Source organism: Nostoc sp. ChiQUE01b (assembly GCF_034531255.1).
GTDB lineage: Bacteria > Cyanobacteriota > Cyanobacteriia > Cyanobacteriales > Nostocaceae > Nostoc.
Genome location: NZ_JAVRBM010000001.1, coordinates 171792 through 189096, shown reverse-complemented (window position 1 = coordinate 189096; position 17305 = coordinate 171792). Strand labels below are relative to the sequence as shown.

The following is a 17305-nucleotide window of genomic DNA, read 5'->3' as shown; positions in this document are numbered from 1 at the left end:
TTTGCATTTGTTATGACCATGACTGCCCAAAAGTGGCTAATTGTTTCCCCTACCTCTGCTGCCAAGACTAGAATTAGAATTGATGTGACATTCTCCTAGTAGCCAAAGTGCCAGACTCTCTGCCATTAAGCGATCGCTATCTTGCCTTAATCGATGAAATTGTCGAAACCACCCTCAAGGGCAAAATTAGCTCTGTAGAACAGGTGTATCAAATGCTGCTTAAAGGAATTACTTCCGGTACAGGGGAAGTCTTTGAGCTAGCTTTGAGCGATCGCCTGAATTCCCTCCAAAGCCAAGTAGATAGCGAAAAAGACGAACTCAAGAAAGCTAAAGCGACTCGCAGTTTGAGAGCCGTTAAGACGATTCAAACTCAATGGCAACGCTGTTCAGAGCAAAACAAAGCCACAGAAGCGATCGCCTCCGCAGTTAGAGAAATCACCACAGCCCCTGCTGCCGAGCGTCTAGCGACATTTATCCGAGTTACTGACCCGAATCAGAAGTATCCGCTAAATTTACAACAGTTACAGCAATTATCAAAAGCATTACAGCAATTTGCTCAGGCAGATGCTGATTTACAACAATTTTCCGAAGGGATTACCCGTGGTTTAGCTTCTTGGCAGCGATTGCAAGACAACTTGCTCAGTTGGATGTACGAGCAAAAAGAATCTCTGGGGTTTGGCGGCGTACCGGGAGAACGTGGCCCTTGGGCAAGTTGGGCGAAACAACTCAATAGTGAGTTACCCCAAGCGCTGCTTCGCACCTTGGCTAGGGAAGAATCCGCAATTGAGTTTGCCGAGCGACAACGGGGAATCACCCTGAGAGATTGGGTGGAAATGGCATTGATTTTACAGTTCTTGCAACGGGGATTAATTAACTGGTTTGACCAACAAGCTTACGATGTGAAAGCGGGGCCAAAGTTGTCCATTTCCACTTTTTTGACCTTTGCAGTGATTTGGAGTCAGTTAGCAAGTGGTTTTAGGAGTATTGGCACAGTATACAGCGATGCCTGTTCTCAAATCATGCTCCAGATTTTGCGAACCTTTGCCCAGCGTCCGTATTTCCCCTTTTACGGTGGGATTTTTGCCTCTTTTACTGGCAGCTATTTACGAGATGCCCTAGATTATTTGGATGAACCGCTACGACAAGGCGAAGGAACCCAAGAAAAGGCGCGTATTTTGACACTTTTAGGCTATTCGCAGCGTGCTTTGGGACAATACCAGCGCTCACTTGATTTTCATCAGCAAGCGCTAGAGATAGCCAGGAATGCAGGCGATCGCGCCTGTGAAATTGCCAATCTCAATCACCTCAGCCGTACCTACGTCCAACAGCAAAATTATGCTGAGGCAATTAACTACAGTCAACGAGCATTAATACTGAGTCGGCAAGCAGGCGATAGGACAGGAGAAGCAAACGCGCTGGTAAATTTAGGTTACAGCGAAGTCATGCAAGCTCAAGAGCTGGAAAACCTAGAACCCGAAACCTATGAAGCCGCAATTAATTATTTGGAACAAGGTTTAAAATTATCAGAACAATTAGGCGATCTTCAAAGTAAAGCTTTATGTGTTAGCAGCTTAGGAATTGCCTATTTAGTAATTGGACAACACCAAACTGCAATTAAATATCTTGAAGATGGTTTTAAAACAGCGCAAGTTTCCGGTGATTTGTATCTCCAAGGGCGGAACTTAGCTTATTTAGCAGAAGCTTATTATCATCTGCAAAATTCCGAAAAAACTGTTTACACAGGCTGCTTGGGAATGTATCTTTTAGAGCAAATTGCTTCTAATGAGTGGCGTCAACCAGCAGGGTTACTGACAATTTTACAAAGGCAAATCGGGGCAGAAGTTTTCCAAAAGTTTTTACAGCAACATCGCCCGAAAATTATTGCGGTTATTGGTGTGGATGGGTACGATCACATTCCGCAATTGTTAGAAGAATATCAGCGAGATATGTAAGAAAGATAAGCATTCAGGTTGAACTGCTTCCAAGTTTGAAAAAAGAAGCAAGAAATGCGTAGGCGTAGCCCGTCGTAGACATCGCTCAACTTTCAACTGAGGGACAATTTCGTTGTACTTGCATTGCTCATCGTTGGAGAACTTATGCAGGATAAAGCGATGCCTACGGCGGTAAACTACGCACTTTTGATCGCCACACAATCCGAGAAAGGAGAGTCAATATCGTCTCATCAACGGCTTTGGGTTGTAACCGGAGGTCAGACAGGAGTTGACAGAGCTGCGCTCGATACAGCTTTGTCACTTTTATTACCAGTTCGTGGATGGTGTCCAAAGGGGCGGCTTGCAGAGGATGGAAAGATACCACCTGTATACCCGCTTCAAGAGACAACGAGTACAGACTACGCATTACGTACCGAGTGGAACGTTCGAGATTCAGACGGGACGCTCGTCCTAGCGTATGGATCGCTTGAAGGAGGAACAAAGCTTACAGCTGACCTGGCGCATAAGTACGATCGCCCCGTCCTGATCATTAACGCGCTGTCGTTCAGTGGAAATGACGCTGCTCGTTTCTGGAGTTGGATTCAGAAGCACAACATTCGCATTTTGAATGTTGCTGGCCCACGAGAAAGCTCACGACCAGGTGTTATTTATAACCGTGCCCGATATGTTCTTAAGCAGCTCTTAGAGTCGTAAAAAGAAAGAAATAAAACTTTTCCCCAGTATATTTTTTTTGCAGAACTCCATATTCAGCTTGCTTATTTAAATGAATTGTGGTAATTGGATTGTTACATAAATACTTTTAATCGATTGACTTACCGTAGTTTACTTGATAGCATCATTACTCTAGTTAAAAAATTTGTTTTCACTAGGTAGTTGAAAAACCGTAAATAGTAAGGCATTCATGGCTATCAGCCAAAAGTTATTTGTAGCATTGTCCACTGGACATGATTGAACAATACGTATTTGCAGCGGTAAAAACTGCGTAGTTTACCGCCGTAGGCATCGCCCACCGAGCCATAATCCTTTATTGTTATCGCTAATTTAATGGTAAAGCAGGCTTTCAGCAGCAGTGAGGCAGCACTCTAAGTCTACCTAATCCACACGTAGGAGTTGAAAATTATGGTGCAAACTTCTCTCGTCCGCCCCAGCAATCCCTTTCAGCCACCGACCTTCGTTTCCATTGAATCAGAGCGTCGCCATCGTCAAGAACGCTTGGCAGCAGCCTTTCGGGTATTTGCGCGTTTGGGTTTTGCTCAAGGATTGGCAGGACACATCACTGCCCGCGATCCCGAACTTACCGATCATTTTTGGGTAAATCCTTTTGGGATACATTTCAGTCGCATTCGGGTATCAGACCTGATACTAGTGAATAGTGAAGGTCAGGTAGTCCAAGGTGAAGGCAAAGTTAGTCAAGCAGCGTTTGCCATTCACTCTCAAATCCACGAAGCCCGCCCCGATGTCATCGCAGCGGCTCATGCCCATTCCTTCTATGGTAAAACTTGGTCATCTTTGGGTCGGTTGCTCGATCCGATTACCCAAGATTCCTGTGCTTTTTACCAAGATCATGCTCTATTTGATGATTTTACAGGCATTGTCTTAGAGACAAGCGAAGGAAAACGCATTGCTCAGGCACTAGGCAGGAGCAAAGCTGCGATTTTACGCAACCACGGAATATTGACCGTAGGACAGAGTGTGGATGAAGCAGCTTGGTGGTACATCAGGTTAGAGGATACTGCTAAGGCGCAATTGCTAGCAGAAGCCGTAGGAAAACCCGTTTTAATTGACCATGACATTGCCTTAAAGATCCAACAACGCGGAGGTACTCACCAAGCAGGATGGGGTGGATTCCAATATTTGTGGGATGAAATTACCCACGACCAACCAGACTTATTGGATTAGGTATCGGGCATTGGGCATTGGGCATTGGGCATTGGGCATGGAGAAGAGACAAAGGAGACAAGGAAGAAGGGAGAGACAAAGGAGAGAGTTTCAATAGACTTCTTGCATAAATCCAAAATAAGAACCCCATCCCGCCTTTGACTTACCGTCAAAGTCTCCCCTAAGAGCCTGCGGGGAGGGGCTGGGGGTGGGGTTTAGGGGACTTTTGCAAAAGGTCTAATAATTTCTCCTTGTCCCCCTCTGCACCCCTGCTCCCATGCCTCTCTGCTTTCCAACATTTTCAGGAGAATTTATTATGCCAATTGAATTTATTGGATTGATTCGGACAAAACCAACTTCAGAATTAAATAGTGCATCAGGCGGTCTGGGCGATGACATCATTGATACAGCTTATGTTCGTGAATTTGCCAAAGCCCATGAACAAGGAGGCTTTGACAAAGTATTGATTGGCTATAGTTCTAGTAGCCCTGATGGTTTGACTGTTGCTAGTTTTGCTGCTTCAGCAACCGAGCGATTGGGCTTTTTAATTGCTCATCGTCCAGGTTTTGTCGCACCAACTCTGGCAGCTCGCAAGGCAGCTACCCTTGACCATTTTACCAACGGTCGGATCGCAATACATATCATTACTGGTGGTAGTGATGTTGACCAACAAAAAGATGGCGACTGGCTAGATCATGATAGCCGCTACCGTCGCACCGATGAATATTTAGAAATTGTTCGTCGTGTCTGGACAAACGACATTCCCTTTGATCACGAAGGTGAATTTTACCGTATCAAGGATGCTTTCTCTGCGATCAAGCCGCTGCAAAAGCCCCACATCCCGCTTTACTTTGGTGGTGCATCTGGGCCAGCTGTACAAGTAGGAGCTAAACACAGTAATGTCTATGCCTTGTGGGGTGAACCAATTGCCGCAGTTAAAGAAAGAATTGCAGAGGTACGCGCTGCCTTACCACTTGGTCGTTCCATTCGCTTTAGCGTCTCCCTGCGACCGATTCTTGGTGCTACCGAACAAGAGGCTTGGGAGAAGGCATATAGCATTTTAGCGCGAATTCAAGAGTTGCGAGGAGGCGCAAAATTAGCTGCCCCAGCTAGACCACAGGCGGTAGGATCGCAACGTCTGCTGGATTTTGCAGCCAAAAATAAGATTTACGATAAGCGTCTATGGACACCGATCGCAGCGGCTACTGGTGCGGCAGGTAACACCACAGCCCTAGTGGGTACACCAGAACAAGTCGCAGAGGCTTTGGTTGATTATTACGATGCAGGTGTGACTACTTTGTTGATCCGCGGCTTTGATCCTTTAGAGGATGCGATCGCTTATGGGCGTGATGTCATACCTTTAGTACGTGCGGAAGTGGCGCGACGAGAACGGCAAACAGTGGAAGTCGGTGTTTAGCGATCGATCCAATGTATTGCCTCTAATTCTTCCCTTACAGATAAAGGCTGATACCCCAATGCAAAAGCTTTGGAACTATCCAAAGAAACATCTGTTGGTCTAGGGGCTGCCATTTTCACATCTTGTTGTCGGCAGAATTTGAGTTTGGTGGCGGGAAGTTGAAATACTTCTACTAATATCTGTCCAAAATCATAACGTGAAATCCGCTCTTTGCCACCTAAATGAATGATACCATTAACTTTTTCTAATGCTAATAAAAGTCCTTTGGCGGCAGATGTTCCACTGACTGGTGTACGAAATTCATCTATAAATAAACTTAGTTCTTTTTCGGCTTGTAAAGTTTGAATAAATGGCTGAATAAAGCTTTTAGCTGTGGGTGTTGCTGCACCAAACATCAACGGCATTCGACAGACTGCGGTCATAGGATATCTTTCTAGCATATCTGCTTCTGCGATCGCTTTTTGCTCACCGTAAAGATTGACAGGAGACACGGCATCTGTTTCTCGATATGGAGCATTTAAGCCATCAAAAACTAAGTCGGTTGAGGTAAAAGCACAAGGAATAGAATTATCGGCGCAAAGTCCAGCAATATTGCAGGATGCTATAACATTAATTGCGTGCGATTCTTCGGGGTGGGTTTGACAAAAATTTGGTTGCGAATGTGCAGCAGTATGAATAACTGCTGCTGGTTTGACATCGTTAAAGATACGTTTCAATTCCTGAAAATTTGTTAGGTTCGCTTTTAAAATTTTCATACTAGAAATCTCTAAAGGATGGGATAAATAAGTGCCATAAATATCCCATTCTTGTTTTGCAAGCTGGCAAATATGCCATCCTAAAAAACCACTTGCTCCGGTTATTAATAATCTTTTCATAAACTTAGCAGCATCGATGCTTGAAACCCCTATTTTTAAATATGGAGAATATTAAAAGAAGATTTTTGAGACACGTAGTGCGATAACTTAGCAGCGTCGATGCTTGAAACCCCTATTTTTAAATATGGGGTTCCCCTTCCCCTTCCCCTTTACCCCTTTTTGGTAAATTTTAATATTACACCGATGTCGGTGATAACAAACTATTGCAGTAATTCTTGAAACTGCTTTTCACTACGCACTTTGCTAAAGTCTGGGTCAGTTTTTGCTAATTTCTTGTATTTATCAGGAACAAGCTTGATTGCTTTGTCTAGGTTCTCAATTGCTAATTCCAGATTGTTTTGTAAAGCATAAGAACAAGCTTTGTTGTAATATGCTTGGTGCAAATCTTGCTTGATGGCGATCGCTCTATTATAAGATACAATACCATCTTGGTAGCGGTGCAGCTTTGTCAGAGCAATGCCTCGGTTAATTAAGGCTTCATATTTGTCGGGTTTGATCGCGATCGCTCTATTATAAGATGTAAGAGCATCTTGGTAGCGTTGCAACGATGTTAAGGCGATGCCACGATTATACCAAGCTTCATATTTGTCGGGTTTGATCGCGATCGCTCTATTATAGGATGCAAGAGCGTCTTGGTAGCGTTCCAACGATGTTAAGGCGATGCCACGGTTAATCCAAGCTTCAGGACTCTCAACTTTGATGGCGATCGCTTTATCATAAGCTTTTATGGCATCTTCATAATTTTGTCTATCTAATAAATTATTACCTTGATGAAAGAAATCTTCTGCTTTTTGCGTAGCCTTCGCTTCTATGAAAAGTTGGGTTACATTGCTTTCTTGGACAACCTGTGTAGTATTTTCTGCCGATGAGTTTGCCCCACCACTACAGCCAAATGCCAAGAAAGCTATCAAGCCAGATGCAACGAAGCAGTGCCGAAAAACCATGCTGTACCTACAAAAATTATTAGGTGATGTTAAAATTTGTTAGTTTTTTGAGTATTATCAAAATACACTAGTTTTTACCCATTAATTTACTTATATTTCTTTTCAGAAAGAGTTTTGTTGACGATGCATAAAACTTTATGAAAATCAAGAGTGTATCATACTATCATATTAAATACACATAAAGCAATCGCTTAAAACCTACTTTACTCAAAAAACAATTATTTGTGTTGCTATATACATTGCGTAGCTGTTACCCGTTGTAAATATTGCACTTGTGTAGTAATTTACTCTGATGAAAAGCTTCTTCAATCCGCCAATGCCGACGGTATAAATCACCCAGGATCAGAGGTGTGAGGACAGAAGTAATCTCAAAATCGCTAGTTTTTCTAACCTTTATCTCTATTAATTAGTTTTGTTTTTTCTTCAAAATAAAACTGAAAGTCAACTCTATATTGTTGATAAATCGTAGAATTGAAGAAGAATTCAGCAGCGGAGCCGGAGACGTTTCCGTTGCTTTGGTCAGAATCAATTTAGTGGGGGATTCAGACCCGCCACTACGAAAGTTGACCGCTAAATCTTGGATTTAGCGGGGGTGCAAAAACGCCGCTTATTCATTCACCAGTCGGACTCCAATTCAATTCTGTTAGCGGTAGCGGGGCGTTTAGCCCATTCTGACTCCTGACTCCTGACTCCTGAATTCTTTATAGATAATTTATATTAAATATATGGAAATTTCTAGTATTAATATTACTTAAAAACTTAGTAATCAAAAATATTTTTCATAGAAATGGCTAGTGGATTGCTAATGCCATGAGATAAGTTTTGGCATTAAATTTGGATATTTTGTATTCATTATTTTCTATTAAGGATCTAAAACTATGTCTATTTTCTCCCCTGATGGTCGGACAAAAGTTAGCAACACGACAACTTTTCCGTTTAGTGCTATGGGAAAGATGAGAATACGTTGGAAAGGCCCAGATGGGGTTATTGATACTGCTGATGATATTATCGTCAACGGTTCTGGTGCCATGATTGGTCCCTATCACTTTTTAACAGCAGGACACTGTGTATATGACACGAGATATGGGGGTTGGGCAGATAAAATTGAGGTGATGCTTGGTTCTAAAGGAAATATTATTGCTGGTACAAACCGGGCTGACTATCAATACTATAGTGAAGCCAAATCTGTTTATACACGTTCTTTTGAAGGATGGACTCAAGGAGATCAAACTAAAAGCGAAACTTTTCAATACGATATAGGATTGGTTACTCTTGACCGCAATATTGGAAACTTCACTGGCTGGTTTAACTATGGATATGACGATAATCTCAGCAGTGGAACTTTAATGAATGTCACTGGATACCCTTCTGATAAGTTTGATTCCAACAGCGATGGACAATGGGACAACTATGATATGTGGACTCAGAGTGGAAAAATCACAAGTACAACTGACTCGGTCTTGCGTAGTAATGAGCTAGATATTATACCTGGAAATAGTGGAGGCCCTCTTTGGCTTAATAAGTCCAACACAGATAAACCAACTATTTATGGAGTAGCTTCAAATGAGACAAACACTAACAACACTCCGCTTTACAACGAATTCGCCCGAATTACAAGTACTCGATATAACGAGATTCAAAACTGGATCGACCAAGACAGTACTACACGCAAACCCACTGACAAAGCTGATTTAGTAGATTCTGACGCGTGGTTTAACACAACTGTTGGAAGTTTTAGTAATAACACTATCAAAGATGGGGAAAATTTCAGCATCACAGTCTATCCTCGCAACAATGGTACAGCGGCGACAGGCACTTTCTCCGTTTCTTTTTACGCTTCCACTGATGCCAATGTCACTAATACTATTGGTTCTCATTATTTAATTGGTAATATAAGTATTTCTTCGATTAACCCATTCAATTCGGGAACAGCGACTTGGAACGGTGCATTTCCCAATATCCCAACTGGAAATTACTACGTTATTTCATTTCTAGATCCAACTAATTCAATCCAAGAGTTTGATGAGAGTCTAACCAGCAACCAAAAGGTATTTAGAACTTTACTCACTGTTACCAATAGTACGCCCACTTCCACACCTCTGACCGTTTCATCAACCGTTAGCTCGCCTTTATCAGCCAATGAAGAAAATCTCACTTTAAATAGTACGCCCATTTCGACACCTCTGACCGTTTCATCAACCGTTAGCTTGCCTTTATCAGCCAATGAAGAAAATCTCACTTTAACAGGTACAGGCAATATTAATGGAACTGGTAATACTAGTAATAACAATCTAAATGGTGGAAATGGCAATGACATCCTTATAGGGGGAAGTGGTAATGATACTTTTGTTGGAGGTTTAGGTAACGATACCCTAACGGGAGGAACTGGATCTGATGTTTTTACTATTAATACCCTTTCTGAGGGTATTGATAACATTACAGATTTTTCGTCCTTAGATGACACAATTTATGTTTCTAAAATAGGGTTTGGAGGTGGACTTAATGAGGGTATACTTCAAGCCACGAAATTTTTTATCGGTTCAGTAGCACAAGATAGCAGCGATCGCTTTATCTACAACAATAATACAGGGGGTTTCTTCTTTGATGCTGATGGTACAGGCTCATCCGCTCAAATCCAAGTTGCCCAACTAGCAATAGGTCTAGCCATGACTAATACAGATATTTTCGTAATTGCCTAAAAAATCGAGGACTTATAGCAATTCTCTGTGAAACTGCACATTATTTTGATCCTTCGCCACCTCCTTGCGAGTTTGGGGAGGTGGCAAGGGGTTCTTTCTATGTATCTTTATGCAGAATTGGTATTATATCATGTCTGCTTGATTATTTATTAAACCCGAAGAACCCCACCCCGCCAAAGCTACGCTTTGTCTCCCCTAAGAGCTTGCGGGGAGGGGATTAAGGGGAGCCAGTGCGGTCTTGGGGTTTCCCCAAGTGGAGCATCTGGCGTGTGGGGTGCAATGACTGTGGAAATCATAACTAATTATGTGGACATGATATTACGCATTTAAAACCTGAAAAATAGATTTTCTGTAACCCCTTAAAAGCTATGTTTTTAAGGGGGTTTGGATGATACTTATGCGTAAGTCCTAACTCTATCTGTGCAACACTTAATTAATGCCAAACACTGACTCAACAGTTGACTTAATCGAATCCCGCGCATCTTTCAAAGTTTGGCTAATGGGATGTTTTGCCTGCAAAAATACCCGCGCACAATTGCGTCCCGGCATTCCCGAAATCGAACCACCTGGATGAGTCCCTGCACCAGTCAAAAATAGATTGTCAATTGGCGTTTTGTAGTTGGCTATTTCTGGCAAGGGACGGAAAAATATCATCTGATCTAGGGTCATGTCAACATGATAATAATTTCCTTTGTACGCACCTAATCTTTCTCCTAGTTCGGCTGGACTTTCTACCCGACGGGCAATAGTTGCATTCTTGACATTGGGTGCATAGTCTGCCAATTTATCAATTACCCTATCTGCAACTTTGTTTTTCAATTCATCTGTCCAACCAGTACCTTTTAAACCAGTGCCTTCTGCACCAGCAATTTGATAAGGAGCAAAATACTCAATCCATAGGGTGTGCTTGCCCGGTGGTGCTAATGTGGGGTCTAAATAACTAGGCATCACCACATACATTGATGGGTCAGCATCAGGAATCTCTCCCAAGGTACATTTACTATGAGCCTGTTCTACATGAGCGACGGAATCTGCAATCAAGATAGAACCGACGAGATATTCATCTTTGTGAGCGTGGTGGGGAAAGTGGAGTGGTTCGTCTAAAGCTAAATCTATCTTGAGGATAGTTTCGTTGTTGTTAACGATGCGGCGTTCTAATCTTTCCCATAAATTTGGGTCGGCTGCATTAACATCGCTTTTATCAGTCATTTGTAAGAACAACCGTTTGGCATCAATATTAGAAATAACCCCGTGTTTAGCGCGATATTCTTTACCACCAGCAACCCGCACGCCTACAGCTTTTCCATCATCAACTAAAACTTTTTCAACATGCTGGTCTGTGAGAATAACGCCACCTTTACTTGTGACTAAATTCACCAAAGCTTGCACAAGTGCGCCAGTTCCGCCGCGAGGTCTGGCCATCCCCGGATTATGACGCATTGCCATCATAATTGCACCAATGGCAAGGGTTTTTTGTGATGGCGGCGCACCAAGTTCTGATGCTAGTCTGGCTAGTGGCGCTTTCAGAAATTCTTCATCAAACCACTCGTTAAGTAAATCTTCAGCGCTGGTCAACATCGTGCGAATAAAGTCCAGCGTTTTGTTTGGAGAACCAATAACAGAAAATAAATCTTTCAGTTTGGTGATGTCGTAGTTACCAAGGATGTCTAAAACTGATTTTGGTGGTGCATTAAACATGGGAATCATTGCACCTAGCGATCGCTGCCACAAGTCTACAAATTCTGCGTATTTTTTGGCATCACGTTCATTGTAACGGGCAATTTCTGCACAAGTCTTTTCCACCGACTTATGTCCTAAGAAATACTTGCCATCAGGATGAGGACAGAAAACAACTGGATCGCACTTTAAATAATGCAAGCCGTATTTTTCTAATTCTAATTCTTCAACAACTGGCCCTAAGTGAATAAATTCATGGTCAATAGCACACAAATTGAATTTAAACCCAGGAGCTTCTTGCGGTAAACATTCTTCAGTTGTTGCTGCGCCACCTGGTACAGAACGCTTTTCTAGTAACAGAACGCTATAACCAGCTTTTAGCAAATAAGCTGCACAAACTAGTCCATTATGTCCAGCACCAATCAGGACAACATCATACTCTTGCATAGTTGGAATTTAGAAATAAGTAGCTTTCTAAATATTAGAAAAATTTTATGACATTTACATCATCCCTCGGTAACAAAAATTATCTTTAACTACTGTCAATCCTACTAAGGAGATATTAAACTTGACAATGAGGGTATTTGCTTTACTTGAGCTTCTAACAGAAGTATTAAAGTACCTTTTTGTACTTCTATATCTTTGATAGAAAAGGCTATATCCTCCCATGTATAAGATGGTATATTCATCAGTTCTTTAGCTTTCTGCATCAATGCTGTAACTAATTCTATTGAAAACCCTTCTCCCTCAGTGCAGTTAAAACCCTCTAGCATAGCGGGTTGTGAATGAGTCCGTGGGCGAGCGATCGCAGTGTAAGCTAAAAGGCGAGTATTTCCCTTTTCTTTTAACAGCACCTTTCCCTTAAATTCTAGTTGGCCATCACCAGGTAAAAATATTTGAATTTCTTCTGGCTTTAAACTTACAATTTCACCATCTACATTCAACTCAAAGCTTTGCATCTGGCTACGAACAAAGTCTGATGCCAGGGCGTGGTTAATATCTACTTCTGTGAGTATAACCCTAGCAATGGTATTTACTGGCTCATTGAGTTGTATTTGACCAAAAAGAGCACTAAAGGGATTGATGGCAATACTATCTGTTTGCAGTTTGATTTCCTGTACGCGAATGTCTTCTTTAATGACTAATCCTTGACCTGCAACTGCAACTCCATCTGCTTGTCCCTGAAGTATTTTTAACAGATCGGTTTTTACATCTATTTCTATTTGTTCTACTTCATCTAGCTGATTGGATATTTGTTTTTCAGCTTCTTGGGATAGAAATTTTTCTTCTAACCGATGCTCATCAGGCATGAATTACTAATTCTCCTAAATGTCCTCTTATTAGTAACTGTAAAGGCTAATTCTCAAGAGGAAATCTATATTGGGGTATAGGTAATTTGTGATTTATAAATAAGACTGCGATCGTTATGCAGCGATCGCAAAGCTTTTTAATTAATTATTCACAGGACTTACGCAAGATGTGCCTGAAAACCTGATTATTGCATAGAGGTAATTCATGAATTACCGCTACTTTCGTTATGTTTTGCGTAAGTCCTAATTCATTAAGTTTAAAATCTATCTAAATAGATATAGCGGTTCTCGTTTGGATGAAATACGTTTCAACCCCACCCCCAACCCCTCCCCGCTCTTCGGGAGGGGAGCAAAAGCGCAGCTTTGGCGGGGGTGGGCTTGGGACTGTATTGTAACGAAGTGAGAACCGCTATATGCAATAGGTTTTGACCTCACTCCTAAAAGGCTACGGCGTATACACAAGTCAAATTACCCCCTCAATTCCCCCGATGCATTGGTGGGAAGCCGGAAATCTAGTTCCCTTCCCAGCATCAAACAGTGGTTGTCTGTAGAATTGGAGACTTCACCTGACGTTGACTCGTGACAACCATCTCAATGGGACGATCTGGGCCTGTTACCAAACCACGGCGTTTAGGTCGCACTTCACCTTTATTAACTAGTTCTAATTCCTTACTAGAAAGAATTTCAGCAAGTGCTAGCTTCATTTCCAACTGGGCAAATGCTAGCCCAATACAGCGCCTAGCACCACCGCCAAAGGGCAAATATTCATAAGCAGAAAATTGCCGTTCTAAAAAGCGTTCTGGCTTAAACTGCTTAGGTTCTGGATAAATATCTTCCCGTTGATGGGTTAGATAAATAGAACCAAGTAGGACTGTACCGGGTTCTAGTTCGTAACCGCCCAGCGATATTGGTGTTCTTACTCTTCTGGGAAAAGTTAGCATCCCTACTGGGTAAATCCGCAATGTCTCGGAACAAACAGCGTTGAGATAAGGTAATTTAAAAACGGTGCTGGGGTCTGGATTATTGCCCAAGCTATCTAATTCTTGCAGCAGCTTTTGGCACACTGATGGTATTTTATGAATCCAGTAGAATGCCCATGCTAAGGCTGTGGCTGTAGTTTCGTGACCAGCGATTAACAGAGTCATCAATTCATCGCGCAATTCTTCATCGGTCATGGGTTGACCGGCTTCATCTCTAGCAGCCATGAGTAAGCTAAGAATATCCGTGCGTGATGAATCTGGTTGTTCTCGACGTTCCCGAATTTCCTCATACAAAAGTTCGTCAGCTTCTTGCTGAAGGCGCATCTGGTTTCCCCAGAAGTTAATCGGGCCAAAATCTCTTTGCAAAGCTGGAAAATAAAGCAAAGCCACACTTAACCGAGAACTGGCCTTTTCTAAAAGCTCGCTCAAAAATTTCTCTAGTTTTTCGGCGCGAGGCCCTTCATGTAGCCCAAATACAGCTTGCATAATCACCCGCAGGGTAATAGCTTGAGCAGCAGACCGAATATTAAAGGGTTTACCTATCTGGTATTGGTTGATAACTTGCTTGGTGACATCGGTAATCACCTGACTATAGTTTCGCATTCTTTCGCCGTGAAACGGAGGCATTAACAACTGGCGTTGACGCTGGTGTTGTGCGCCGCTAATGCTAATCACAGAATGCTTTCCCAGCAAAGGTTCAAACACCTGATTTAGATCGCCAGGGGCTTCTAATTCCTTGGTATCAGTTGTCAAAATTTGCTGTTGCGCTTGAGGGTTGCTGACAAACACTAAAGGAGGAAGATTTTTGTCTAATCTGAGAGTAAAAATCTCGCCATAGCTTTTGCTACAAGCCTCCATAAATGACATCGGATTAACAATCCAGCGCATCATCTGTAAAACTGCTGGAGTTTGCGGCCCGTTTGGGAATTTCATAAATTTTTTGCTGCTTAATATTTTTTTGCAACTTCAATCAACTGAAATTTTGGTTGCGTAACTATTTAAAGTACTTATTCTAACGTTGTAAAAAAGCAATAAACTGTTACAACCTCAAAGATGTAAAATTTTTGTTAAATTCAACGAGCATCTACAGTTTCACCTCATCGTCAAAAGGTACTCAGCATGACTGCAATCTCCCCAAAGCCATCTTCAGCGCTTCCCAATTTTTCTGAAGGAATTCAATATTTTGGTGAAGTCTTACCAGATTTTGAAAATTATGGTGCAACTCCTGCTATTGAGTCGGGCAAAATCGCGATCGCATCACCCACAGAACCGAATGCAGTATATCAAACTTTACTGGCTGCCGATGCCTTACGCTACCTGACTTTGCAAGTTACCGCTAGTAAGGCTTCTGGCCATCCCGGCGGATTCGCCAGCCAAGCAGAAGCTTACGCCTCTCTTGTCATGCTGGGATACAAGAATATTATTACCGAAGTCGGACACCACGCCCCCGGATTTTATAGTGCCATGTTCTTGGATCGTTCGCTAGAGGACATGGGAATTTTTACAGTCCAACAATTGCGCGATCGCTTTCGAGAAAAGCACGGATTATTAGGACATCTTTCTGGTTTTATTCCCGGTATTCTTGCACCTGCGGGGCCTTTGGGACAAGGGCAACACTTTGCAATGGCGGCTGCACTATTGCACAAAGATAAGTTATTTCCCTTTACAGTAGGGGATGGTGGATTGGGTGAGCCTTATATTGTAAGTGCGATCGCCCACTTTCATACTGCTTATCCTACTGTCACCAACTTTTTACCGATATTAGTGTGGAACGGTTACAGCCAAGAACATCACAGCATGGTTTCTTTAAAAACCAACCCAGAGATGCAAGCATATTGGCAAGGTAACGGTTTTGATGAAGTCGTGTTAGTTGATGCCAAAGATTTCGATGATAAAAATCAGCCAGGGGATTACGTTGATAGTACCGCCTTTTCCTTTGAGAAGCGCCTAGAATTTACTCAAGCAGTACTTTCGGGTGTAGATAAAGCCGCGCGATCGGCCCTTGGTGGTACACTTACCGTCTTCATTATAAAACAACTCAAAGGTGCAGGAGTCCACGCGCGAGGTGCAAAATCTCACAATCTCTATCCTAAAGATACGTTGGATGCGCCGCATATTATTAGTGCATTACAAACCCGTGCTTTGTCTGCCCAAGCTTGGCAATTAGTCAGAACAAATGCAGAACGCGCCGGTGGTGGCCCAGCAGCAAAAACTGTGGTGACAGAATTTGAATTACCATTACCAGAATTAGGCGAATTACCTTTAGAAGAATATGCAGTTGGTGGCGAACCAAAAGTTTCCACAACTGCGATGGGACGATTGGTGGGAATAGTTGGAAATAAAGATCGGAATTTCCTTGTCACCAACGCCGATGGTAATGAAGCATCTGGAATTGCTAACATCAACCAAGCATTAAAGATTATCCACCCCACAACCGACGATTTATATAACCAAGCGCCAAACGGACAAGTTTATGAACCATTGAGTGAAGATGCTTGTGCTGGTTTAGCTGCGGGTTTGGCGTTAATGGGTGCGAGAACTTTATGGTGTTCCTACGAATCTTTTGCCATTAACGGAGTACCAATTTGGCAAACTGTGACTCAAGCAATGGCAGAATTACGCCGTCCCACACCCTCGACTATTACTTTATTCACAGCTGGCGCATTAGAGCAAGGGCGCAACGGTTGGACTCACCAACGTCCAGAAATTGAAGCTTACTTTGCTTCTTTGATGCGAAATGGAAATGTTTTTCCATTATTTCCGCCTGATGCTAACAGTATTCAAGCCTGTTACGACTGGGCATTGAAAACTAAGAATAAAGGAATTGTGATTACAGCAAGTAAATCGCCGTTGCAAATTCGCACAACTTTAGAACAAACTCGTCAAGGGTTGCGCGATGGTGCAGTGCTATTACATGAAATAGCTGGTGATAAACAAGTTGTATTTGCTGTAATTGGCGATATGACATTAATGCCAGTATTTGAAGCTGCTGCTTTCTTGGAAACTGAAGGTATTGGTGCGAAGATAGTTTCTGTGATCAATCCTCGGCAATTGTACCGTAGCCATGATACCGCGTGGGATACCTGTTCTGAACCTGAAGGCGGTTTCTTGGATGATGCGAAATTTGCCGAATTATTTGATGGCGATGCACTAATTGCTGTTACTGGTGGTGCGGCGGCGATGCTAGAACCAATTCTGTTACGCAGTACGGTGAAGCGCGACACTTTTGCGTGGAAGCGTGGCGAAACTACAGCCAGTGCTGGCGAGTTAATGGCGTTTAATGGATTGACTGCTGAAGCGTTGACGAAGCGTGCGATCGCGTTAGTGCATTAAAGTTAGAATAGTTTCTCCTTTTATCGCAAATATACGTATACAAACGCGGAAAAATTGCGTTTACACGCGTATATTTGCGTTTTTTTATTTCTGAGAACTTTGAGAGCGTTATGATTAACTCACAAAATAAATACAGGTAGATTTACTGAATTTTGTTGAGAATAACAGGTTTACGAGTCACAAAACTTAGTTTACGAGTCGCAAAAGCTAGTTTACGAGTTCAAAAGTTAGTTTACGAGT

Annotated in this window: 11 protein-coding genes; 6 read left to right on the top strand and 5 right to left on the bottom strand. The window is 42.4% G+C overall.

The genetic code is table 11. From position 1 onward, the window contains the following. Positions 1–107 precede the first annotated feature (107 nt). The 4 genes from RMY63_RS00820 to RMY63_RS00805 all read left to right on the top strand — a co-directional run bounded on the left by RMY63_RS00820 (position 108) and on the right by RMY63_RS00805 (position 5247). Positions 108–1952 (top strand): tetratricopeptide repeat protein, encoded by a 1845-nt coding sequence (locus tag RMY63_RS00820; RefSeq protein ID WP_322726864.1) that lies wholly within the window; start codon positions 108–110, stop codon positions 1950–1952. A gap of 159 nt (positions 1953–2111) precedes the next feature. Further along, positions 2112–2645: a putative molybdenum carrier protein gene (locus RMY63_RS00815; protein ID WP_322726863.1), complete on the top strand. Its 534-nt coding sequence runs from the start codon at positions 2112–2114 to the stop codon at positions 2643–2645. 426 nt (positions 2646–3071) lie between these two features. After that, the gene (locus RMY63_RS00810) at positions 3072–3851 is read left to right on the top strand and encodes a class II aldolase/adducin family protein (RefSeq protein WP_322726862.1); all 780 of its coding nucleotides are present in this window, start codon (positions 3072–3074) and stop codon (positions 3849–3851) included. Positions 3852–4146: 295 nt separating this feature from the next. Continuing rightward, positions 4147–5247 (top strand): LLM class flavin-dependent oxidoreductase, encoded by a 1101-nt coding sequence (locus RMY63_RS00805; RefSeq protein WP_322726861.1) that lies wholly within the window; start codon positions 4147–4149, stop codon positions 5245–5247. Here RMY63_RS00805 and RMY63_RS00800 read toward each other — a convergent pair. Further along, complete coding sequence (locus tag RMY63_RS00800) at positions 5244–6122, bottom strand: NAD(P)-dependent oxidoreductase (protein WP_322726860.1); 879 nt, start codon at positions 6120–6122, stop codon at positions 5244–5246. The genes RMY63_RS00805 and RMY63_RS00800 overlap by 4 nt on opposite strands. Positions 6123–6322: 200 nt before the next feature. Next, positions 6323–7066 (bottom strand): tetratricopeptide repeat protein, encoded by a 744-nt coding sequence (locus RMY63_RS00795; protein ID WP_322726859.1) that lies wholly within the window; start codon positions 7064–7066, stop codon positions 6323–6325. 878 nt (positions 7067–7944) lie between these two features. Here RMY63_RS00795 and RMY63_RS00790 point away from each other — a divergent pair. Next, positions 7945–9765 carry a trypsin-like serine protease gene (locus tag RMY63_RS00790; RefSeq protein WP_322726858.1) on the top strand — a complete coding sequence of 607 codons (1821 nt, stop codon included), beginning with the start codon at positions 7945–7947 and terminating at the stop codon, positions 9763–9765. Between the two features lie 429 nt (positions 9766–10194). On the opposite strand, the gene crtO is transcribed toward RMY63_RS00790, so the two are convergent. From crtO to RMY63_RS00775, 3 genes are all read right to left on the bottom strand, one after another. Further along, positions 10195–11889, bottom strand: a complete 1695-nt coding sequence (gene crtO, locus RMY63_RS00785) for a beta-carotene ketolase CrtO (protein ID WP_322726857.1) — start codon at positions 11887–11889, stop codon at positions 10195–10197. A gap of 104 nt (positions 11890–11993) precedes the next feature. After that, on the bottom strand, positions 11994–12752 hold the full coding sequence (locus tag RMY63_RS00780; protein ID WP_322726856.1) for a DUF2993 domain-containing protein: 759 nt from the start codon (positions 12750–12752) through the stop codon (positions 11994–11996). 530 nt (positions 12753–13282) lie between these two features. Continuing rightward, complete coding sequence (locus RMY63_RS00775; protein WP_322726855.1) at positions 13283–14665, bottom strand: cytochrome P450; 1383 nt, start codon at positions 14663–14665, stop codon at positions 13283–13285. A 186-nt stretch (positions 14666–14851) separates the two neighbouring features. On the opposite strand from RMY63_RS00775, the gene RMY63_RS00770 reads away from it, so the two are divergent. Beyond that, on the top strand, positions 14852–17065 hold the full coding sequence (locus RMY63_RS00770) for a phosphoketolase (protein WP_322726854.1): 2214 nt from the start codon (positions 14852–14854) through the stop codon (positions 17063–17065). Positions 17066–17305: the final 240 nt, after the last annotated feature.

Bases quoted from the DNA above. Each gene is read 5' to 3' on its own strand.
- RMY63_RS00815 (WP_322726863.1), top strand. From the start codon at position 2,112: ATGCCTACGGCGGTAAACTACGCACTTTTGATCGCCACACAATCCGAG.
- RMY63_RS00810 (WP_322726862.1), top strand. From the start codon at position 3,072: ATGGTGCAAACTTCTCTCGTCCGCCCCAGCAATCCCTTTCAGCCACCG.
- RMY63_RS00805 (WP_322726861.1), top strand. From the start codon at position 4,147: ATGCCAATTGAATTTATTGGATTGATTCGGACAAAACCAACTTCAGAA.
- RMY63_RS00800 (WP_322726860.1), bottom strand. From the start codon at position 6,122: ATGAAAAGATTATTAATAACCGGAGCAAGTGGTTTTTTAGGATGGCAT.
- RMY63_RS00795 (WP_322726859.1), bottom strand. From the start codon at position 7,066: ATGGTTTTTCGGCACTGCTTCGTTGCATCTGGCTTGATAGCTTTCTTG.
- RMY63_RS00790 (WP_322726858.1), top strand. From the start codon at position 7,945: ATGTCTATTTTCTCCCCTGATGGTCGGACAAAAGTTAGCAACACGACA.
- crtO (WP_322726857.1), bottom strand. From the start codon at position 11,889: ATGCAAGAGTATGATGTTGTCCTGATTGGTGCTGGACATAATGGACTA.
- RMY63_RS00780 (WP_322726856.1), bottom strand. From the start codon at position 12,752: ATGCCTGATGAGCATCGGTTAGAAGAAAAATTTCTATCCCAAGAAGCT.
- RMY63_RS00775 (WP_322726855.1), bottom strand. From the start codon at position 14,665: ATGAAATTCCCAAACGGGCCGCAAACTCCAGCAGTTTTACAGATGATG.
- RMY63_RS00770 (WP_322726854.1), top strand. From the start codon at position 14,852: ATGACTGCAATCTCCCCAAAGCCATCTTCAGCGCTTCCCAATTTTTCT.